The following is a 19875-nucleotide window of genomic DNA, read 5'->3' as shown; positions in this document are numbered from 1 at the left end:
CGTTTCGTTTCAAGCCGCTCCGATGAGCGGCTTTTCTTATTTCCGGAGATCCGCATGGCAGCGACTTCCTTTTTTCACGGCATCACGACGACGATCGTCGACAGCGGTCCGCGCACGATTGCGGTGCCGTCGTCGTCGGTGGTCGGTATGACCGACACGTACACGCCCGGTCCCGATCTGGCGCAGCCGAACGTCCCGGTGCAACTGACGAGCTACGGCGAGGCGGTGCGTGCGTTCGGCGAGAACAGCGCAATCGCGCGGGCAGCTCGCGCGATCTACGCGCAGAGCAGCGCGATCGTTGTCGCGGTCGGAGTGCCGACTGCGACCGACGCGGCGCAGCTCACGTCGGCGATCATCGGTGGTGTGTCGGCCGGGGGCGCACGCACGGGCATGCAGGCGCTGCTCGACGCGAAGTCGCGCTTCAACGCACAACCGCGTTTGCTGATCGCACCTGGGCATACGTCCAAGCAGCCGGTCGCGACGGCTGCCGACTCGCTCGCCGGCAAGCTGCGCGCGATGGCCGTGATCGATGGCCCGAACGTCGACGACGAGGCAGCGATCGCGTACGCGAAGAACTTCGGCAGCAAGCGCCTGTACATGGTCGACCCCGGCGCGAAGGCATGGAACAACGCGACGAACGGCGAGATCTCGCTGCCCGCATCGACGTACGCGGCAGGGCTGTTCTGTCAGACCGACGCGAAGATCGGCTTCTGGGCGTCGCCGTCGAACAAGGAGATCGTCGAGATCACGGGCACGGGCCGGCCGATCGAATACCTCGACGGCGACGAGACGTGCCGGGCGAACCTGCTCAACAACGCGAACATCACGACGATTATTCGCGACGGCGGGTATCGCCTCTGGGGAAACCGTACGCTGTCGGCCGATCCGAAATGGAAGTTTGTCACGCGCGTGCGCACGCTCGACATCGTCATGGATGCCGTGCAGGCCGGTCACAAATGGGCGGTCGATCGCGGCATTACTGCGACGTACGTCAGCGACGTGACAGAAGGGCTGCACGCGTTCATGCGTGATCTGAAGCGTCAGGGTGCAGTGATCAACTTCGAGGTCTATCCGGACCCGTTGCTGAACACGGCGAGCCAGCTCGAAGACGGCAAGGTGTACTGGAACATCCGATTCACGGACGTCCCGCCGGCCGAAAACCCGATTTTCCGCTTCGAGGTCACGAACCAGTGGCTGACCGAAGTGCTGGATAACCAGATCTAAGGGAGGAACGATGATTCCGGAAACTCTGTACAACTGCAACGCTCATATCGACGGCCGCGGATACGCTGGCCGCGCGACGAGCATGACGCCACCGAAGCTGAAGATCAAGACGGATGACTTCCGCGCGGGCGGGATGGACGCGACGGTCAAGGTCGATCAAGGCATGGAAGCGCTCGATGCATCGTTCTCGATGTCGACGATGGAATACGAGGTGCTGCGCTTCTTCGGTCTGGTCGATCAGGGCGCGTTCAACGGTGTATTTCGCGCGGTGTTCATGGATCGCAGCGGTAAGACGAAAAACGTCGCCGTGTATCTGCGTGGGATGCTGCACGAAGTCGATCCGGGCGACTGGAAACCGGGCGACAAGTACGAGGCGAAATACTCCGTGTCGTGCGACTACTACAAGCTGGAGATCGCCGGTGCGATTGTGCACGAGATCGATGTCTTCGCGTCCAAGCGCGTGATCAACGGTGTTGATCAGCTCGCCGAGGTCCGCAAGGGTCTTGGCATGTAGTTCCCACGTCGGTGTCATTCGACGCACACACAGCAAAGCTACTTTGTTTAATTAATGGCGAGCCGATGGCTCGCCATTTTCTTTTCAGGAACCGCAATGGAAAAGGTCACGGTCAAGCTCAACTATCCGATCAAGCTCAACGGCGTCGAGTGCGACAGCTTCACGCTGCGCCGGCCGAAGGTGCGCGACATGCGTGGTGCGCAGAAGCTCGCGCCGAACGATGCCGAGCAGCAAGAGCTGATCCTGTTCGCGACGCTTGCAGATGTCGGCCCGGACGACATCGAAGAGATGGACATGGCCGATTACGAGCGCGTGCAGGACGCGTACTACTCCTTTCGATCCGTACGCCAAGCTGGACAGAAAGACGCTCAAGGCGTTGGCAAATCGGCTGGTGCGTGAATACGGCATGTCGCCGACATCGATTGACGAGATGACGGTCGACGACATGCTCTGGTGGCTGACGGATTGAGGGGGCCGGGATGGCGAAAGACTTAGCACTTGGCATCGTGATCGGCGGGGCTGTCTCGGCGACGTTCGGCAAGGCGATCACCGACACGTCGTCGAAGATCGACGCGATGAAGAAGCGGGCGAACGACTCGCGGCTCTGGCAGCGCCAGATCGGCGAGACGATGCGCCTGCAGGACGAGTTCCGTCGCCTTCATTTGGCGGGCGACAGCGCGGCGGATGGCATTCGTCGCAAGCTCGACAGCAATCTGAAATCGCTGCGAGACGCCGGCATCGAGGTCGGTCGGCTCGATCGAGCGTATGCGCAGCTCGGACGAACCGCTCGCGGACTGGATCTGAAGGTGGCCGGACGCGAGCGGCTGGCAGCCGGTCAAGAGGCCGGCCGTGGCGTGATCGGCGACGCGGTGAAGCTGACGGCGGCGGTCGCGGTGCCGGCGACGATCTCGGCGAACTATCAGGCGATCATTCGCGACATCGCGATTAAGGCGGGTATCGCGCGCACGCAGGAAGAGGCCGCGATGGCGACGCGGATCAGGCGTGACGCCGGGGCGAACGGTATCAGCCGCAACGAGCTGGCGGACGCCGTCAACCAGATGGTCGCAGGCGGCATGGATCTGGATCGCGCGCTCAACTTCGCGCCGCTGGTCGCGAAGTTCTCCATCGGCCAAGGCGCGACGACGGTCGAAACCGCGAAGATGATCCAAGCGCTGCAGCAGAACGCGGAGATTGTCGATCCGAAGCAGATGTCGAAGGCGCTCGAAGCGATCGCGTATCTCGGCAAAGAAGGGTCGTTCGAGTCGGTCGACATGGCGCGTTGGTTCCCGGTGCTACTCGCCGAGATGAAGAAGATCGGCATCACGGGGCAGGACTCGGTGACGCAGCTCGGGGCAATGCTCCAGGTGCAGATGAAGACCGCCGGCAGTTCGGACGAGGCGGCGAACAACCTGAAAAACTGGTTTTCGAAGATCGGTTCGGGCGAGACCGAACGCAATTACGCGAAGGCCGGTGTCGATTATCAGGCCAAGATGCGCGAGGCGATCGGCAAGGGCTGGTCGACGCTGGAGGCGTCTTTCGTGCTCGCCCGCGCGTACATCGAGCGTGTCGATCCGGCCAAGGCGAAGCAGCTCGCAGCTGCGGCGAAGCAGTTCAATTCGGAGATGGACCCCGCCAAGCGTCAGGCGCAAATGGCCGCGTTCGCCGAGACGATGAAGACCGGCGACCTGTTCAACGACATGCAGGTCAAGGCGGCGCTGACGGCATACATGCAAAACGCGGAGCTGTATTCGAACCTGAAGCGCAACGCGCAGCAGGCGAGCGGCGAGATTCAGAAGGATCTGGAGGCACGTCGCGAGACGTCCAAACAGATCTGGAGCGAGGTCGGGCAGCGATGGGACGACGCGATGCGCAGCATTGGCGACGCCCTACGGCCGATTACGGATCGCGTTGGCGAGGCGGCAAAGGGTGCCGGGAGCGGTATCCAGTCCGCAGCAGACAGCGCTCCGAAGGCGACAGCCGCTGTCGTCGGCATCGCCGGCACGGTGCTCGCGGTGCGCGGAGCAAAGGCACTTTGGGGCATCGGTCGTGGCTTGTTCGATATCGCGCGCGGGACGGTGCTGGCGCGTGGTGGTCGAGGGGTTGCAGGGCGTGCCGGTGGTGCGGGTGGCGTCGTCGGGCGCGCACTGGATGCAGTCGGCGGGGCTGCGAGCGCCGCTGGTGGCGTCCAGCGCGTGTTTGTCGTGAACATGCCCGGCGGTGGCGTCGATGGTGGCGGGCTTGGCGATCTGATGGGCGGTGGGCGTGCAGGACGCGCCGCGCGTCGCGCGGCAGCTCGGGCGGGGCGGCTCGGGAGGATCGGGCGGGTCGTCAACGCGGGACGTGCGCTCTTCGGTCGGGTTGCGCCGTGGGCAGGAAAGCTGGCCGTCGCGGGGACCGTCCTGAAGTTCGGCCTTGCGGCTCGCGAAGCATACGCCGTCGCGTCGAGCACCGATACGAACGATCGGAAGGCCACACGGTTCGCTGGCATTGCCGGCAGTCTCGCGGGTGGCGTGATCGGCGCGAAGGTCGGGGCGACGATCGGAGCGCTCGGCGGGCCGATCGGATCGGCTGTCGTCGGTGTGCTTGGCGGGGCACTCGGGACGTTTGTAGGCGACAAGGCACTGAGCGCCATCGCGAGCAAGTTCTTGGGCCAGAAGCCCGACGAGACGCCCGCGAATGCCGAGGCGGTCGCCAAGGCAGCGAAGGCAGCGGAAAGTCCGGCGGCAGATGCCCGGTTCGGGCCGCGTATCGATCAGACGAACACGTTCGCGCCGGTCTTCAACGTGAAGATCGAGGCGAGCGATACCGAAATGGCTAACAAGTTTCTCCAACAGGTCAGTCCGCAGTTGACGCGGATGATGGAGGAGCAGCAGCGCAAGGCGAACAGTCGTACGGCAATGTTCGACGCGCCGCATATGTAAGGGAGGCGCTATGGATGTGTTTCGACAGATCTCGGGAGCAGCAACGCAGGCGGGGATCGCGACGGAGCGCGTGCGGCAGATGGTTCGCATATTCGATCGAAACCGCGCGGCGAGCATGGCGACGGTCGACATGCTGCAACGTCTCGCAACCGGCAATCTGAGCAGCGCGGCCGAGCTGCTGACAGGCGCGACGAGTGCGCTGTCGGTGGCGTCGGACCTGTTTCCGCAGGTCGGCGCTGTCGTGCGTAGCTTCAACGCGACGCAGGCTTCGATCGGCTCGATTCTGAAAGCCGTCGACGGATCGAATTTCCCCCTTGTGCGGGCTGCCGCCGACAGCGTCAAGTCTGCATTGGGCGGGGCGTGGAATCAGTTCAACGCGGCGGTGGGTCTGAAGGACTCGGCGGTGATGGACGTGATCAAGTCGACGGGCGTCGGCTCGATGCTGTCGGGTCTGATCGACGGTGCGTCGTCGAGCACGCCGCACCTGATGTCGATGACGACGGATGCCGGCGACGCATTCCACTTCAACCTGTCGACGGCTGCTCACGACAAGTTGCGACGAGCGACGCGGTATCGCGTGGCGTCTCAGGAGCGCTTGAATCGCCAGGAGGCGCTGCAACCGGTCAGCGAAGGGGGCGAGACGATCACGCTGTCGGGCGTCGTGTTCCCGTCGCTTGGGGCCGGTACGAAGCAGATCAGCCGGCTGCGTGCCATCGGCGGCAGGATGAAGCCCGTGCAGCTCACGACGGGCGACGGCGAAGTGCTCGGCCGCTGGCTGTTGCAGGCGATCGAAGAGGAGCAGGACGCGCTGCTCGCGGACGGCTTGCCGCGCAAGCAAACTTTCTCGGTGGAGTTCGGGCGCTATGGCGAAGACTTTAAGAACGTCTGACGGTGACGTGCTCGACACGCTCTGCTATCGCTTCTACGGAGCGCTGCAGGGAACGGTCGAGGCCGTGTACGAAGCGAATCCGGGGCTGGCGAATCGGCCGCAGCCGTTCCCGGCCGGCGTCGAGATCCTGATGCCGGATCTCGATGCGCCGCGTGCCGAGTCCGTCCAGCTCTGGACATAGTGAGGTGCGATGGAAGCGATTTTTCAGGTCGTCGCGAACGGCTCGGACGTGACGAAGGTTATACAGGATCGCGTGCTTGAGATCCGGTCGATGGACAAACCTGGTCTAGACGCCGACGAGTGCACGATCACGCTCGACGATCGCGACGGCCGCGTCGAGTTTCCGCCGAAGGGCGCGACTTTGAAGGTGTCGATCGGATGGGAGGGGCAGGGGCTGTTGATGCTCGGCGAGTACGCCGTCGACGAGGTTGGATTGCGCGGGCCGCCGGCCAGCGTCGTGATCCGGGGCAAGCCTGCGAACATGCGCGCGACGTCGAAAACGCAGCGATACGGGAGCTGGTCGAACGCGAAGCTGGCCGACATCGTCGGCGACGTCGCGCGTCGTAACAAATGGGCGGCCGCGTGTGACGTCGACGTTGTCGTGCCGCGTATCGACCAGTTCGGCGAGAGCGATCTGCACTTCATCACGCGCGTGGCTCGCCAGTATGGGGCGACGGCGACGGTCAAGGCCGGCAAGCTGATCGTTTTGCCGCGCGGCGGCGGTAAGAGCGCGAGCGGCAAGCCGCTGCCGATCGTCACGCTCACGCCGGGCGACCTGCTCGATTACGACATCAATTTCCCCGACCGAGCGAGCTTCGCGGCCGTGCGCACGAAGGTGCATGACCGCAAGTCCGGGAAGAAGATCGATCTGACGATCCCGAACCCGGATGCACCGCCAGGTGCGTCCGCGGTGCATACCGAGCGCCATGCGTTCGCGAGTCCGGAAGCCGCGAAAGCGGGCGCGACATCGCGAATGGCGACGCTCAACCGGCACACGTCGACGAGCCGGCTGACGATGCGCGGCCGCGCAGATCTGTCGGCGGAAAAGACGATCGCGCTGAAGGGGTTCAAGACCGGAGTAGACGGTGAGTTTCTGATCGAGTCGGTCGAGCACACGTTCGCATCGCGCGGGTGGATCACGGTCGTGACTTTGAACGGAGGGAACAAGGGGAAAGCGAAGGTCGGGCACAAGAAGAAGTCGGGCAAGAAAATCACTCTGGTGGTGCCGGCGCCGCAGTAACGCGTCACGCACTGAATTTGCAGGCCGCTCACGGGCAACCGGGGCGGCCTTTCTTTTTATCGGGCAAGGGGAACCGATGCAAGACCACGAAAAAACGATTCTGGAGCTGATCGTCATGGGCGGATTGATTGGCATCGCGAAGGTGTTGGTGGGCGGGGAGCAACTGACGTTTCGGCTCGTCGCCGGCCGTGCCGTGTTGGGATCGGCGACGTCGATGGTGGCCGGGCTCGCGCTGCTGCAGATCCCGGATCTGCCGCCGATCGCTCTGCTCGGTCTGGGGAGTGCGCTCGGCATTGTGGGGTCGCAATACCTCGAAGTGCTGCTGCGCCGGAATGCAAAACGTGTGTTTGGGGGGAAGTGACGATGGCGCGAATCAGTGTTGCCGCCGCAGGCGGAAAGAACCGGGTGGCGTTTCTCGACACCATCGCGGTAAGCGAGATCGGCTTGCCGCTGCTCGCGAAGTCGGACGACGGTTACAACGTCCTGGTCGGTGCGACGGCATCGCGCCCGCTGCTGTTTGCGAGCTATGCCGCACATCCGAATGTGCTCAATCGCCAGATCCGCGTGCCGTCGACAGCGGCTGGTCGTTACCAGATCCTCACGCGCTGGTGGCGGATCTATCAGGCGCAGATGAAGCTGCCCGACTTCGGGCCGGTGTCGCAGGATCGGTACGCGCTGCAGCAGTTGCGCGAGCACGGCGCATTGCCGTTGATCGATGCAGGCCGGTTTCGCGAAGCCATCGCCAAGGTGTCGAACGTATGGGCCAGTCTGCCGGGGGCGGGATACGGCCAGCACGAAAACGACATCGAGGAATTGCTGGCGGCGTATCGCGCGGCCGGCGGGGAGGTGATCGCATGACGTGGATCGACCCGCGCATTTGGCTGCTCGTCGTTGCTGGCGTCATTGCCGGCGCTGCCTGCGGCTACTTCGAGGGACATCGTGATGCCGACCAATCCGCGAAGGTGGTGGATCAGGCGCGGCAGATCGATGACCTGACGAACGAACGTAACGAATATCGCCGCCGGTTGGCGGCACAACAGGAGATCGCAACCGATGCTGCGAAAGAACGTGATCAGGCAGCCGCTGATGCTGCTGTTGCCGGCGCTGCTGCTGACGGGCTGCGCAGGCAAGTCGCCTCACTCGTCGCCGACGTCCGGCGTGCCGGCGCTGCGGCCGGAAGCCCGGCAACCGGCGACGCCCTCGATCTGCTTGCCGACGTGTTCGGCCGGGCTGACGAGCGCGCGGGAGATCTGGCGAAAATCGCTGACGAGCGAGGCATTGCCGGCCGGCAGTGCGAGCGCAGTTACGACGCGTTGATCGGCGACGCGCAAAGCAACTTGCCGCAGTAGCGCGGCGATCGGGGCCGGGCGGCCTCGAAAGAAACAGGGCGACCGGAGGACGTGCAGCAACACGTCTCCCGGTCGCCTTTCCACTGTGTACGCCAGTGAATCGGCCAAGGCCCTGCTACCTACCGGTAGGCGGGCCGGATTCTACACCAAGTTTTAAAACGGCTTTCACAATGGCAAATCCCATCATTCCTTGGATCGGCGGTAAGCGCCGTCTTGCAGATCACCTGATCCCGCGTTTCCCGGCGCACGACTGCTATGTCGAAGTGTTCGCGGGCGGGGCCGCGTTGTACTTCATGCGTCCGCCGGCGAAGGTCGAGGTGGTCAACGACATCAACGGTGAACTGATCAATTTGTATCGTGTCGTGCAGCATCATGTCGATGAGTTCGTGCGGCAGTTCAATTGGGCGTTTACGAGTCGCGAGCTGTTTGGTTGGTTGAAGCATACGATCCCGGAAACGCTCACCGATATCCAGCGTGCTGCACGCTTCTACTACCTGCAAAAAAGTTGCTTTGGTGGGAAGCTCGAAGGGCAGACTTTCGGGTCGAAGACGCTGGCTGCGCCGGGATTGAATCCCATTCGTCTCAAGGAGGAGCTATCCGTCGCGCATCAGCGGTTGGCGAATGCCTTCATCGAACGCTTGGATTGGGCTGCGTGCATTGATCGATACGATCGGCCGCACACGCTGTTCTATCTCGATCCCCCGTATTACGAGACGCAGGGGTATGGCGTGCCGTTTCCGTTTGCGGAGTACGAAAAGATGGCCGAGCGGCTGCGCCGTCTCAAAGGTCGCGCGATTGTGAGTCTCAACGATCACCCGGACATTCGACGCGTGTTTGAAGGGTTTTACATCGAGACCGTGCCGATCCAGTACACGGTTGGTGTTGAGGCCGTCGACCGTAACGAGCTGATCATTTTCAGTTGGGATGACGCGTCGCAGCCGGTTGGTCTGTTCTAGCGGATGGCTCGCCCGCAGGACAGCTCCTGCGGCATACCCGGCAATTTTGCGGGGGTTTGAGCACGGGGGCGAGTTGGTTAAATGTCACATTTGGTCAAGTCGCCTTCCGACTCTCGACATCGGTCTCTTGCTCGGGTAATAGTCGGATCATTAGAAACCGAGAGGGCCTGCATGTGAGGCGGAACTATCTCCGAGTCGGAGACCAATCGACCAGCGGCGGGGTGGTCGTCGACGCTATCCCGACAATGAGTTGCGACGGAGTTGGACTCACCTACGTAGGTGCCAAAGTAACTTGTCCAGCGTGCAAGCGTGTCGGCGTCATCGTTGCAGAGGGGCCGCGTTGGCCGGGTAACTTGATGGGGCACGAAGCTGCGCTGGAAGGCGATAAGGTCGCTTGCGGGTGCAGTCCTCTCCCAACCATGATTGCATCGCAGTCAGAGATGTTTCAGTCCTTCGAGTCGGATGCACTCGTCAGAATGGGTTTCTCTGCGACCGGAGGTCCGGTCGCGCTCGAACTCGCTGCCCCGAAGCCGTCACAGGGATTCTGTCTCTCGTGCATGGTTGCTGCTGCCAAGAATGCGGCTGCGATGGTCGTTCGCGGGTGAGCGTCGATGAGCGTTCAAGATATCTATTCAGCGGTGCAAGAGCGGGCGAGCCTTCCGGTTCGTCTGTTTGCGCTTGTGGATGGGCTGTTGTATTCGGAGCTGGGCGGTTCCGAGCCGCGCCGGACGCGCGACGCGGCAATTGCGCTGCTTGATGCAACACCAGACGCCTCGCTCGCGGACGCCGGCCCGTGGCTATTCGACTTCGCGGCTGTCGACGGCGATTGCCGGCGTGTGCTTGGGCAGTTAGCGCAGGGCGAATATGGGGTGAGCTGGATTATCAGCGCGTATCAACCGCACCAGCTTGCGGCAGAACTTCGCGACCGGCTCGACGGCATATTGCCGGATGGCCGGTCGGTAATGCTTCGCTATTACGACGCCCGTGTGATGCGGCATTTCGCACCTGCCCTTAGTCCGACCGAGCGGACGACATTTTTCTCACCGACCTTCGACTGGTTGATCGAGATCGACGGGCAGCTCTTCAGGGCGCATCCCCATGCCGCTTAACCTTACTCCCGCCCACGTGTCTGCACTCGCCGAGGGCGAGGCTCGCAATTTCGTTGACGGCGTGCGCCGTGATCTGCTCAAGGCGGATCCTGCTTTGACGCAGGATATCGATCTTCATAACCGGCTCTGGGATGCATATCGCGCCGCTCGATCTCTCGGGATTCAGGATAGCGAGCATCTGGTTCAGTTCTTGAAAATCGAGGCATATTCGCCGCACTTTTACGAGAAGCCGGCTGCGAAGGCATGGCTGACGAAACCCGGCCGTAGCGCCGATGAGCGTTTTCACGTCTACGTCCAAGAGATCACTTGGCGATCACAACATCCCGATAGCTTGAAAGGAGTTCCGCATGGCGGCACCGTTAATCCCTCTAGTGACAGCCGCAGCAGCGGAAGCGGGGCCGGTATTGTCGGCTATTGGAAGCGCTTTATTGGGGGGCGTGGCAGTAGCGGGGATCGGTAGCCTTCGGGGTGACGTCAGCAAGATGGACGAGCAGGCGAAGGCAAAAACGGAATCGCGGACAATGTCCGATTCCACTGCGCCTTGCAAGAAGTGCCCGCCCGAACAGACGGGCAAGCTTGTGCGGAGCCGACACGGCGCTAACTGGCCGGCGTACCGATATCAGGCGCGCGTAACCGGCTTTGCGTTCGATACGGAGAGCTGCCAGTGGAGCGACGAGTGGGAGTGGCTTGGAATCGATTTTGACGGGTTCAAGCCGCAAGAGTGCTTGCTGCAAGAGGCCAAGGGGAACTATGACCAGTTCCTTGATGGATCTATTCCGAAGTCCGAACAGTTCTTCAAGGGCTTTCGCCATATGCGCGATCAGGCGATCAAGCGCGCGATGCGGGTCAAGGCGAATCCGCCTACGCGGCTACGGTACTATTTCCAAGGGCCGTTGACCTATAGGCGGATGTCGGTATGGTTTAAGACCATGTCGATCGAGTCGGAGTATTTTCCGTAAATTCCTACCATCATGAAAATTGATTCCTTCATCAAGGCCGGCGGGATCGAGGTGTTCGCTTTCTCGCAAACACTCGCGAAGGTTGGTGCGATTGTTGATGTAATGGCGGCAGCGGCTCCGGAACTGTCGCGTCCGAATTGGCGAATGCAGGGCGACACGCTCGAAGAGGCGCAGGCGGGGGAGGTGTACGCGACCGATGGCCAGCCCAGTAGCACGGCGGTCGCGGCGCTGGAGAATGAATACCGGGGCGAAGAAACGTCCTCGCTCGGGATATGGGATGGCAGCGCCGACGATTCCATCGGCGCATCGATTGAGGTCTTCGCGTGCGGCGGGCATTTCCCCGATACGGTATCAATTGACGCTCGCGGGGCGTTCATCGAACACAAAGACACTGTGGCGAGTATTGTGGGCGCGACCGCACAGGAGTTTTTGCCGGCCGTGATCTCGGCAGCGCCTGACGGTTACTCGGACAAGCAGGCGTTTCAAGACCGCCCCGGTGTGGGTTGGATGATCTATCTGCCCGTGGAGCTGACCATTCAACAGATCCCCGAAGCGCAGGAGATCGTTCCCGTGTTGTCGGCAGATCGGAAGATGCGACTCGGGACGATCCTTGTCAGCATCAAGGGTGAGGTGTTCTCGGCCGACAATGAGGAGCACCTGGCCGTGGCGCACAATATCGAGGCGCGACTCATTTCTATGGATCTACTGCCGCTTCTTGCCGAGATCTGAGGGCAGCTAAGGTCCGTCAATCCCTGCCAATTGAATCGGGTGACGTCTTGTCATAGATCGGACATAAAGTTACTGTTGCCGCTCGGGTTCACCGATAGCTCTGTCTCCCTTGCGCGATGTTCGCCTTTCGATCAATTTCGCTCTGCGCTTGCAAATGTGCTTATCCGATTTAGTATGCGGAAACCACGCGCCGGCGCGCGCACACTTTTGCGGCGAGGAGATCCATGCATCCCGGGAAGGCAGCCCCTTACGCCATTGTGGCAGTCGGCATTGTGATTGCCTGCGCGCTGATGGGCCTGTGCGTGCTACAGCTATTCCAGAGCCGCCACGACGCCCTGGAGCGGGCTAGCGAAACCTCGCGCAATCTCGGTCTGCTGGCCGAGCGCGATATCGAGCGCAACTTCGAACTCTACGACCTATCCTTACAGGCGCTGATTCACGGCTTGCAGCGGCCTGACGTGATGGCAGCAGCGCCCGCGCTGCGACGCGGCGTGCTGTTCGACCATGCAATGAATGCGCCCTTTATTGGTGCGCAGCTGGTGCTCGATGCCAAGGGCAACATCATCCTCGATTCGTCCAACGACGTGCCCCGCAAGGGAAATTTCTCCGACCGTAAGTACTTCACCGTCCATCGCGATCGTCCTGATGTTGGTCTCTATGTCAGCGATCCGTTCGCATCGCGCCTGCGCAGCGGCATGCTCGTCATTACGTTGTCGCGGCGGATCTCAAACTCGGACGGATCGTTCGCGGGTATTGCACTGATCGCGCTCAACCTCGAATACTTCCATCGGCTGTTTGCCGGCCTATCGCTCGGGCAGCATGGTTCGATGTCGCTGATCGGCAAGGACGGCATTATGGTGATGCGTCAGCCGTACAAGGACGGTATCGTCGGCCGCGACATCAGCAAGGCCGCGACTTTCCTGCGGTTCAAGTCCGCACCAGAAGGGGTGTTCTCGGAGACCGCCTCAATCGACGGCGTGCGCCGGCTCTACTACTTCAAGCACCTGCCCAAGTTGCCGCTGATCATCATGGTGGCGGAAGCCGAGCAGGACATCTATGCCGCGTGGCGGCACCGCGCCGTAACAATCGGCGCATTAGTAGCCACCTTCGGCGCTGCTTTCATCGCGCTGTCGATCTTGCTCAGTGGGCAACTGCGGCGTCGCATGCGTGCTGAGTCAGAGCTGGTGCTGCTTGCACGCACCGACGGGCTCACCGGCCTGAACAATCGCCGCAGCTTCGGGGAGGTGTTGAACCGGGAGTGGCGTCGCGCCAGGCGCGCGCATTCCGTCTTTTCACTGCTGTTCGTCGACGTCGACCGCTTTAAGGCTTACAACGATACTTACGGCCATCAGGCAGGGGATGATGCGCTGGCTGCGGTCGCCCGCTGTATCGGCGAGAGCATCCGACGCCCGGTCGATACTGCGGCTCGCTATGGCGGGGAGGAATTCGTCGTGCTGCTCCCGGACACGCCGCAGACCGGAGCCGTGCAGATCGCCGAACGGATTCGTGCGGCGATCGACGATCTGGCACTTGAGCACGCTGGTAGCGAATATGGGCGCGTGACGGCCAGTATTGGTTTGGCGACGTGGACGCCGGATCAAGGCTGTGAGCCAAGCGCGCTGATCAAGGAGGCAGACGAGGCGCTGTACTACGCGAAGTTAACCGGGAGGAACAAGGTCGCTACGTCCAACGTAGCAGCTTGATGGAGCGAATTGGCAGGTACAAGAATACGAAAGCCCGCTGCGAGCGGGCTTTTTCGCGTGCTACAAATTTGCTACAGCAAGGGGCGAGAGCCTTGCTGGATAAGCCTTGAGCTTATCATTCCATCCCCTGAACTACGGGGGCGGTTGCGACGGACCGACAAATATTGCTATGTGGCCGATGCGGCAGAGCCTGTCAGCTGGAGCCAAGTCCGTAATAGTTGGAAATTTCCGACGTTAGCAAGGTACCAGCAGTGTTGAGTCCGATTTGTAGTGCACCAGTTGCCGCCCTCTGCAGCATGTTTCCAATCCACTCAGCGACTCGCGGACCGAGCGTTTTTGTACGGTGGGGGGCATCACCATCGTCCTCGATCGCCTGATCCAATGTGGCTAGATCGGATTCGCCAATTCCGGCATCGCGCAGGACCTTTCGCAGCTGAGAGATGTCGCCCTGAGTCGCCGTGTTATTAACTGTTGTTCTATTTTGGCTCCCCACCACAATTGTCGTATTTGAGCCGAATACGGCTGATTGGAAAAGAGCCCCGGTATTTAGGCCTTCGGCCGCTTTCTTCATTTCACCCTCCGGTACATCGCCAATTTTGTCTTGTAACGACAGCACGAACTCTAGTAGGCGCGAACGAATCTCAACAAGAACGCCTTTTATGGAGGTTGAGCCGATGACGCTCTTTGCGGACGTTACGGAGAAGTCGCCGTCATACGGCTTGCTCATCATCCCATAAAGTTCGGGCGGGATGGCTGATGCCACAGACCCTTCTTTTGCTACGGCAAACGATTCGAGTTCTGCGACGGAATGCGCCAAGTGAGCTCTGTTGAATCTTTCTCTAAATACCTCAGGAAGATGAAGTGTTGGCAAAGTCACATTGTTGTATCGCTTCGCGATGTTCTCTACCGTGCCTATGACGTTTGCACCCACGATGCGATAGTTGGGAATCTGGGCGTCTTTGGGGTAACCGTTAAGCTCGCACGCCAGCCATCCGTCAATGTCTTTATGGCCGATCCGGTGCATAAGCACCCTAGTTTTTAAAAGCGCGCTCGTCAGGGACTTCGTCTCGTCGCTGAGCAATGTCACGATATCGTCAAAGAGCTGCATGGGCGTGGTTTGGAGTGGGATGTAGGGATCATACATCGATTGTGCGGGTGAACTGCTTATCGAATGACGCGGTCGCGTGAGGCGGTTAATTCGGGTGGTTTAATTTCGTAAACTATTGATTTATAATAGTTGATGTCGGCCTGCAAAGCCGTTTAGGCCGGTTGGACTCCGGCTCGCGCCCACAGAAAGAAAAGCCCCGCTTCGGCGGGGCTTTTTGTTGTGTCTCTTGACTCTCTGCCGGTTGGCAGAAGGCGAGCTAGTCCCAGATGGCGACCAGCTCGGCGATCTTGGTCGCGACCACTTCCATTGAGTCCTCGGCCGTGTCCAGGCCGGATCGGGAAGCAAGCAACGGGCTGATATTTCGGAGCTCTTGATACGTCGTTTGATGCACGATGGGCACGAGCCGATTGCCCGCCAAGAGGGCCGAAAGCTCTTTGTCCGCAACACCCTCTTGCGGGAGGCGGCGCAACAGGTTCGGGGTGACCAGCACGAGCCCGATGCGGGAATTCGCCAAGCCCTTGTCGATGGCACGCATCATCGGTACGCCCAGGCCAAGGTCTCTCTCACTGAACCATACCTTGACGCCAGCCGCATCGAGCAATTCATACAGCTCCTTGGCTGCCCCTTGCCGATCGTCCCACGCGTGGCACAAGAAGCAATCGCGAAGGTCCGGCTGCTCCTTCGCTGTATTCTCCACAGATTCACGAACTGGCGTGAGTGATACGACTTGGGCGGGCGTGTACGAGACTGATGAACCGGCTCGCGACCAGCGGGGTCTTGCTCCGCCACTGGGCCTGCCGCTGCCGCCACTGCTGTAAGTGCTTCCTCCGATGGCCGCCGTGGAGTAGGGCGAATCGTAGTAGGAAGAGCCGTAGCCACCGCCGTAGCCGTAGCCACGGCCGCCACATGCAGGACAGTCTGCAGCAGCAGCTGCCGACCTGTGCCCACGTACCGGTGCCGTGCATCTAGCCATATCCATGCTGCCTCATTTGATGTGACAGCTCCGATCTTAAACACAAACGCTTAAGTCGTCATGGGATGGGGATGTGAATCGCCGGAGTAACAGCTGGGCCTGAAAAAGGTTGGCGTAGGTCTTGGTGTAGGTTTGTGGACTGAGCCTTGTCAGATAATCCGCAGGTACTGCTGCATCATTGGCGTGACGGGTGCAGGTGCTGCCGTGGGTTGCGTGCTCATGTGACCGGGAAAAGTTGCTTTGGCTGCCCGAGTTTACCAGTGGCCCGCACGGGACTGCTCGCAGTTCGCCGTTCGGCCAGTTGCTGGAGATCACGACCGGCGGCTGCCGGTCAGTTGTCGCTGATGGGGAGGGGCAGCTAGCTGCACAACTTTCCGAGCCTCTTCGACGTTTCAGAACTGGATCATCGGCTCCAGTTTTTTCGTCTTCCGTGTGTAAGAGCACGTCGGCCCTTTGCGCGAACGGTATGGAATTGCCGATCACCGATTCAAGTCTGAATCATTCTATATCCTGCCCCATTTTTCAGCATACTGGTGTCTGCGGTCGCACTAATCCGACAGGCGAAGGGGGGCGGTGGTGCGCATTTTGCTTATCCATTGACCGTACAAAGGTCCTGCATAAGGAAGGAGCGGGCTCAGTCGCGCCGCAGATAGCGTGGGCAATGGTTCTCGTGTCGGGCCGTGTGTCGGAGGGGGGGGCGGGGTACGGCTCTCTTTTTGCCGCTAATAGAACCTTATGGGTCAGCAGCAGGGGTTGCTGCATTGCGGACAGTACGCTTACCGGGGGCGGGCGGTATGGACGATCGTTATGCTGGGATTGAGCGAGATCTAGTGCATGTAAAAAATGCCCTACGAACCCTTTCGAAGAACCGCGGTGAGTTTCCGCTTGGGGCGCCGATCTGCGATCCCGCATATTGGCGGGTGCGACTTCAGTCGATTCGCGTTATAGCCGACCGTTACAACTATCGTGATCTGCGAGATCGTTCTGATGAACTGCTCATCGAGATTTCGCACCTCCAGTATTGGTCGCCTCAGCGTTGCGTCAAAACGGTTGGTTTGGCCCCCGGCATAGATAGAAGCCCCGTTCGCCGTCGGAGGAAGTGACTTCGGTCTAAGTGGCACCGCACGAGGTCAAAAAAGCCCCGCTCAAGGCGGGCTAACAATAACGTGAAACGGGTCGGTATTGGCCCGTCCTCAAAAGTGTGGCGTAGGTCTTGGCGTAGCTTTGCGTGTCGAGCCTTGTCAGATAAGGCGCAGGTACTGCTGCATCATCGGAGTATGGCCGGCGAAGGCTTCGGGCGACAGCGTGGTCATAGGTCAGGCATGAAGTTGTTGCTTGGGTTGCCCGAGTTTACCAGTGGCGTCACGTGCGGGCGTGAAGTTCGCCGTTTGGCCAGTTGCGGGTGATGACGAGCAGCGGCTTGTCGGCCGGCGGCGGCGGTTCGATATTGTGGTTTACTTCGTCGAGAATCGAATTGCGTCTCACGTCCTCAAGACGTTGACGGGTACCCCAATGCGAAGCACTGAAATGCCGGCGCCCCATCACGCGGCCATCGTCGTACTCAACGGCCCGAGCAGCGCGGGCAAAAGCACGCTGTCCAGGTATCTGTGCGAAAACCTGGGCGAGCATCATTTGCACGTCGAGCTGGATGTATTTCGAAACATGGAGCCGCCCAACTATTGGGCGGTCGAGAAGCCGTTGGCGCAGATTCGTGTGGCCGCTCTGTGTCGAGCGATCAACGCCACCGCGGCTACGTTTTCCAGGCATGGCCAGGCGGTGATAGTCGATCATGTCTTGTCGCCGGACGCGTGGCGCTACATGCTTGAAGATCTGGTTGACCTGCCGGTATTTATCGTCGGTGTTTTTTGTTCGCTCGACGTTCTGATCGATCGCGAGCGTATTCGTGGTGACCGCAAGATCGGACTTGCCGCGTCTCAGCACGACAAGATTCACGCCGGCCGCCACTACGATTACGTCGTGGATACGTCGTCGACAAACGAGATCGAGTGCGGTCAGTCCGTTCTGAAATGGCTGCAAAGCGAACCGGTCCCTGCCGCCTTCTCGAAAATGCGCCGGGAGTTTTTCGGCGACGCGGATGACGCAGGTGTTTGCTGGTAACGGCCGCGCCCCATGGGGCGAGCGGGGGCGCAGGTTTCAGGGCGATACCTTACCGGGCAAGGTGCCGGTACGGCTGCATCATCCGGCTCCGCCCCGCCGAGGCCGGCCTCACTCGGCGCACGGGCCTTTGCGTGCCGAGTGAGCCAGGGCAGATCAGTACGCGCCAGCCGAAGTCAGGCTGAGGGCCACCGCCTGCGCAACTTCGATGCCGTCGATCGCCGCCGAATAAATGCCGCCTGCATACCCGGCGCCTTCGCCGGCCGGATACAGGCCTTCGACGTTCATGCTCTGGTAATCGTCCTTGCGTCGAATTCGGATCGGTGACGACGTGCGCGTCTCCACACCGGTGAGCACTGCATCGTGCATCGCAAAGCCGGCGATCTTCTTGTCGATCTGGGGCAGGGCTTCACGGATCGCTTCGATCACGTAGTCCGGCAGCGCGGTGCTGAGATCGGTCGGGTTCACGCCCGGCTTGTACGACGGCTCCACGGAGCCCAGCGACGTCGACGGTCGGCCTGCGATGAAATCGCCGACCAGTTGACCCGGCGCGCGGTAATCGCCGCCGCCGAGTTCGAACGCGCGCTCTTCCCATTTGCGCTGGAACGCGATGCCCGCCAGCGGGCCGCCGGGATAATCGTCCGGCGTGATGCCGACGACGATACCCGCGTTCGCGTTGCGCTCGGCCCGCGAATACTGGCTCATGCCGTTGGTGACCACGCGGCCCGGCTCGGAGGTCGCCGCGACCACGGTGCCGCCAGGGCACATGCAGAAGCTGTAGACGGCGCGGCCGTTGCTGCAGTGGTGGACCACCTTGTAGTCGGCGGCGCCGAGCTGCTTGTGGCCCGCGAACTTGCCGAAGCGGCTGCGATCGATCAGCCCTTGCGGATGCTCGATGCGAAAACCCAGCGAGAACGGCTTGGCTTCGATATAGACGCCGCGATCGTGCAGCATCTGGAAGGTGTCGCGCGCGCTGTGGCCCACGGCCAGCACCACGTGGTCGCACCGCAGCGTTTCTCCGTTCGAGAGCTTCAGCGAGCGCACCTTGCCCTGATCGATCTCGATGTCGTCGACCCGCGTTTCGAAACGCACTTCACCACCCAGTTCGTGGATGGACGCACGCATTTTTTCCACCATGCTGACGAGGCGGAACGTGCCGATATGCGGCCGGCTCAGATACAGGATGTCTTCCGGTGCGCCTGCCTTGACGAATTCGTCCAGCACCTTGCGGCCATAGTGGTTGGGATCCTTGATCTGGCTGTACAGCTTGCCGTCGGAAAACGTCCCGGCCCCGCCTTCGCCGAACTGCACGTTGGATTCGGGGTTGAGCACGCTCTTGCGCCACAGGCCGAAGGTGTCCTTGGTGCGCTCGCGCACGGCCTTGCCGCGTTCGAGGATGATGGGGCGGAAACCCATCTGCGCGAGGATCAGCCCAGCGAACAGGCCGCACGGCCCCATGCCGATCACGACCGGGCGCAGGAAATTGCCGTGCTCGGGCGCCTTCGTGACGAAGTGGTACGCCATGTCGGGCGTCACGCCGCAATGCGGCTTGCCGGCGAGGCGCTTGATCGCGGCCGCTTCGTCCGCGACTTCGACGTCGACGATATATGTGAGCTTGATGTCGGCGCGCTTGCGCGCATCGTGCGCACGACGGAACACGGTGTAACGGAGGAGCTCGTCCGCGGCCACGCCAAGCTCCGCGAGGCGCGCGCGAATCGCGGCCTCGAGCGCGCTTTCGGGGTGGTCGAGGGGGAGTTTAATTTCGCTTAGCCGTAACATGGGGACTCGGATGCGATTGCCACGGCGTCGTGGCGGTGTTGATACGGTCGGGGGCCGGCAGGCCGGCGGGGTTGTCCGCCGCGCGGGCGTGCCGCACGCAAACCCGCACGCAAACCATTTATTGTCGTTGCGGGAACGGCGGTGTGGGCGGCAGTACGCTACCGGCCCCGACAAACTCAAGCAACTTCAGGATAGGCGCACGAAGCGACCCTTGTGCGGGAAGATTTTCCCGCCTCCCGGCAACCGGGAGGCGAACGGTGCGCCGTCGTGACGATGCCCGCGAGCGGTGTGCGCGAAAGCCGCGCCG

General features: G+C 61.4%; 21 protein-coding genes and 1 tRNA gene. 19 read left to right on the top strand and 3 right to left on the bottom strand.

Annotated elements, in window-relative coordinates; genetic code table 11:
- Positions 1-54: 54 nt before the first annotated feature.
- The 17 genes from APZ15_RS15520 (at position 55) to APZ15_RS15445 (ending at position 13593) form a co-directional block, all read left to right on the top strand.
- The gene (locus APZ15_RS15520; protein ID WP_027787025.1) at positions 55-1224 is read left to right on the top strand and encodes a phage tail sheath subtilisin-like domain-containing protein; all 1170 of its coding nucleotides are present in this window, start codon (positions 55-57) and stop codon (positions 1222-1224) included.
- Positions 1225-1234: 10 nt separating this feature from the next.
- Entirely contained in the window at positions 1235-1738 is a 504-nt protein-coding gene (locus APZ15_RS15515) for a phage major tail tube protein (RefSeq protein ID WP_027787026.1), read from the top strand.
- 96 nt (positions 1739-1834) lie between these two features.
- Positions 1835-2137: a phage tail assembly protein gene (locus tag APZ15_RS15510; protein ID WP_027787027.1), complete on the top strand. Its 303-nt coding sequence runs from the start codon at positions 1835-1837 to the stop codon at positions 2135-2137.
- Positions 2138-2217: 80 nt separating this feature from the next.
- On the top strand, positions 2218-4659 hold the full coding sequence (locus APZ15_RS15505) for a phage tail tape measure protein (protein WP_027787028.1): 2442 nt from the start codon (positions 2218-2220) through the stop codon (positions 4657-4659).
- 10 nt (positions 4660-4669) lie between these two features.
- A complete protein-coding gene (locus tag APZ15_RS15500; RefSeq protein ID WP_027787029.1) occupies positions 4670-5548 on the top strand; it encodes a phage tail protein in 879 nt (292 codons plus the stop codon).
- Complete coding sequence (locus APZ15_RS15495; RefSeq protein WP_027789299.1) at positions 5523-5729, top strand: tail protein X; 207 nt, start codon at positions 5523-5525, stop codon at positions 5727-5729. The genes APZ15_RS15500 and APZ15_RS15495 overlap by 26 nt, the downstream gene beginning before the upstream one ends.
- 9 nt (positions 5730-5738) lie before the next feature.
- A complete protein-coding gene (locus tag APZ15_RS15490; protein ID WP_027787030.1) occupies positions 5739-6788 on the top strand; it encodes a phage late control D family protein in 1050 nt (349 codons plus the stop codon).
- Positions 6789-6864: 76 nt separating this feature from the next.
- A complete protein-coding gene (locus APZ15_RS15485; protein WP_027787031.1) occupies positions 6865-7149 on the top strand; it encodes a phage holin family protein in 285 nt (94 codons plus the stop codon).
- Positions 7150-7151: 2 nt separating this feature from the next.
- Positions 7152-7646, top strand: a complete 495-nt coding sequence (locus APZ15_RS15480; protein WP_027787032.1) for a glycoside hydrolase family 24 protein — start codon at positions 7152-7154, stop codon at positions 7644-7646.
- Positions 7643-8137, top strand: coding sequence for a DUF2514 family protein (locus tag APZ15_RS15475; RefSeq protein ID WP_027787033.1), 495 nt, complete (start codon positions 7643-7645; stop codon positions 8135-8137). The genes APZ15_RS15480 and APZ15_RS15475 overlap by 4 nt, the downstream gene beginning before the upstream one ends.
- Before the next feature lie 170 nt (positions 8138-8307).
- Positions 8308-9093 (top strand): DNA adenine methylase, encoded by a 786-nt coding sequence (locus APZ15_RS15470; protein ID WP_027787034.1) that lies wholly within the window; start codon positions 8308-8310, stop codon positions 9091-9093.
- Between the two features lie 173 nt (positions 9094-9266).
- Positions 9267-9698 carry a PAAR domain-containing protein gene (locus APZ15_RS42685; protein WP_226129584.1) on the top strand — a complete coding sequence of 144 codons (432 nt, stop codon included), beginning with the start codon at positions 9267-9269 and terminating at the stop codon, positions 9696-9698.
- Positions 9699-9704: 6 nt separating this feature from the next.
- Positions 9705-10202, top strand: coding sequence for a DUF4123 domain-containing protein (locus tag APZ15_RS15465; RefSeq protein WP_027787035.1), 498 nt, complete (start codon positions 9705-9707; stop codon positions 10200-10202).
- Positions 10192-10662 (top strand): hypothetical protein, encoded by a 471-nt coding sequence (locus APZ15_RS39305; RefSeq protein ID WP_080982199.1) that lies wholly within the window; start codon positions 10192-10194, stop codon positions 10660-10662. The genes APZ15_RS15465 and APZ15_RS39305 overlap by 11 nt, the downstream gene beginning before the upstream one ends.
- 61 nt (positions 10663-10723) lie before the next feature.
- A complete protein-coding gene (locus APZ15_RS15455; RefSeq protein ID WP_370448779.1) occupies positions 10724-11161 on the top strand; it encodes a restriction endonuclease fold toxin 5 domain-containing protein in 438 nt (145 codons plus the stop codon).
- Positions 11162-11173: 12 nt separating this feature from the next.
- On the top strand, positions 11174-11890 hold the full coding sequence (locus tag APZ15_RS42180; RefSeq protein ID WP_027787037.1) for an Imm52 family immunity protein: 717 nt from the start codon (positions 11174-11176) through the stop codon (positions 11888-11890).
- Positions 11891-12114: 224 nt separating this feature from the next.
- Entirely contained in the window at positions 12115-13593 is a 1479-nt protein-coding gene (locus APZ15_RS15445) for a sensor domain-containing diguanylate cyclase (RefSeq protein ID WP_027787038.1), read from the top strand.
- Positions 13594-13786: 193 nt separating this feature from the next.
- On the opposite strand, the gene APZ15_RS40940 is transcribed toward APZ15_RS15445, so the two are convergent.
- Positions 13787-14737, bottom strand: coding sequence for an AbiTii domain-containing protein (locus APZ15_RS40940; protein WP_049096236.1), 951 nt, complete (start codon positions 14735-14737; stop codon positions 13787-13789).
- A gap of 29 nt (positions 14738-14766) precedes the next feature.
- Between APZ15_RS40940 and APZ15_RS40935 the strand changes: the two genes are divergently transcribed.
- A tRNA-Ser gene (locus APZ15_RS40935) sits at positions 14767-14882 on the top strand.
- A 75-nt stretch (positions 14883-14957) separates the two neighbouring features.
- Here APZ15_RS40935 and APZ15_RS42175 read toward each other — a convergent pair.
- On the bottom strand, positions 14958-15398 hold the full coding sequence (locus APZ15_RS42175; RefSeq protein ID WP_063776984.1) for a toll/interleukin-1 receptor domain-containing protein: 441 nt from the start codon (positions 15396-15398) through the stop codon (positions 14958-14960).
- A 1650-nt stretch (positions 15399-17048) separates the two neighbouring features.
- Between APZ15_RS42175 and APZ15_RS15435 the strand changes: the two genes are divergently transcribed.
- Positions 17049-17792 (top strand): chloramphenicol phosphotransferase CPT family protein, encoded by a 744-nt coding sequence (locus tag APZ15_RS15435; protein WP_100199223.1) that lies wholly within the window; start codon positions 17049-17051, stop codon positions 17790-17792.
- A 153-nt stretch (positions 17793-17945) separates the two neighbouring features.
- Here APZ15_RS15435 and APZ15_RS15430 read toward each other — a convergent pair whose 3' ends face one another.
- Entirely contained in the window at positions 17946-19568 is a 1623-nt protein-coding gene (locus tag APZ15_RS15430; RefSeq protein ID WP_027787042.1) for an NAD(P)/FAD-dependent oxidoreductase, read from the bottom strand.
- Positions 19569-19875 lie beyond the last annotated feature (307 nt).

Source organism: Burkholderia cepacia ATCC 25416 (assembly GCF_001411495.1).
GTDB lineage: Bacteria > Pseudomonadota > Gammaproteobacteria > Burkholderiales > Burkholderiaceae > Burkholderia > Burkholderia cepacia.
The sequence above is the reverse complement of the archived record's forward strand: the minus strand, read 5'-3'. Positions and strand labels throughout refer to the sequence as shown.

Bases quoted from the DNA above. Each gene is read 5' to 3' on its own strand.
- APZ15_RS15505 (WP_027787028.1), top strand. From the start codon at position 2,218: ATGGCGAAAGACTTAGCACTTGGCATCGTGATCGGCGGGGCTGTCTCG.
- APZ15_RS15465 (WP_027787035.1), top strand. From the start codon at position 9,705: ATGAGCGTTCAAGATATCTATTCAGCGGTGCAAGAGCGGGCGAGCCTT.
- APZ15_RS40940 (WP_049096236.1), bottom strand. From the start codon at position 14,737: ATGTATGATCCCTACATCCCACTCCAAACCACGCCCATGCAGCTCTTT.
- APZ15_RS15455 (WP_370448779.1), top strand. From the start codon at position 10,724: ATGTCCGATTCCACTGCGCCTTGCAAGAAGTGCCCGCCCGAACAGACG.
- APZ15_RS15430 (WP_027787042.1), bottom strand. From the start codon at position 19,568: ATGTTACGGCTAAGCGAAATTAAACTCCCCCTCGACCACCCCGAAAGC.
- APZ15_RS15515 (WP_027787026.1), top strand. From the start codon at position 1,235: ATGATTCCGGAAACTCTGTACAACTGCAACGCTCATATCGACGGCCGC.
- APZ15_RS15470 (WP_027787034.1), top strand. From the start codon at position 8,308: ATGGCAAATCCCATCATTCCTTGGATCGGCGGTAAGCGCCGTCTTGCA.
- APZ15_RS15495 (WP_027789299.1), top strand. From the start codon at position 5,523: ATGGCGAAGACTTTAAGAACGTCTGACGGTGACGTGCTCGACACGCTC.
- APZ15_RS15480 (WP_027787032.1), top strand. From the start codon at position 7,152: ATGGCGCGAATCAGTGTTGCCGCCGCAGGCGGAAAGAACCGGGTGGCG.
- APZ15_RS15445 (WP_027787038.1), top strand. From the start codon at position 12,115: ATGCATCCCGGGAAGGCAGCCCCTTACGCCATTGTGGCAGTCGGCATT.
- APZ15_RS15490 (WP_027787030.1), top strand. From the start codon at position 5,739: ATGGAAGCGATTTTTCAGGTCGTCGCGAACGGCTCGGACGTGACGAAG.
- APZ15_RS15485 (WP_027787031.1), top strand. From the start codon at position 6,865: ATGCAAGACCACGAAAAAACGATTCTGGAGCTGATCGTCATGGGCGGA.
- APZ15_RS42180 (WP_027787037.1), top strand. From the start codon at position 11,174: ATGAAAATTGATTCCTTCATCAAGGCCGGCGGGATCGAGGTGTTCGCT.
- APZ15_RS15520 (WP_027787025.1), top strand. From the start codon at position 55: ATGGCAGCGACTTCCTTTTTTCACGGCATCACGACGACGATCGTCGAC.
- APZ15_RS15500 (WP_027787029.1), top strand. From the start codon at position 4,670: ATGGATGTGTTTCGACAGATCTCGGGAGCAGCAACGCAGGCGGGGATC.
- APZ15_RS15510 (WP_027787027.1), top strand. From the start codon at position 1,835: ATGGAAAAGGTCACGGTCAAGCTCAACTATCCGATCAAGCTCAACGGC.
- APZ15_RS39305 (WP_080982199.1), top strand. From the start codon at position 10,192: ATGCCGCTTAACCTTACTCCCGCCCACGTGTCTGCACTCGCCGAGGGC.
- APZ15_RS15475 (WP_027787033.1), top strand. From the start codon at position 7,643: ATGACGTGGATCGACCCGCGCATTTGGCTGCTCGTCGTTGCTGGCGTC.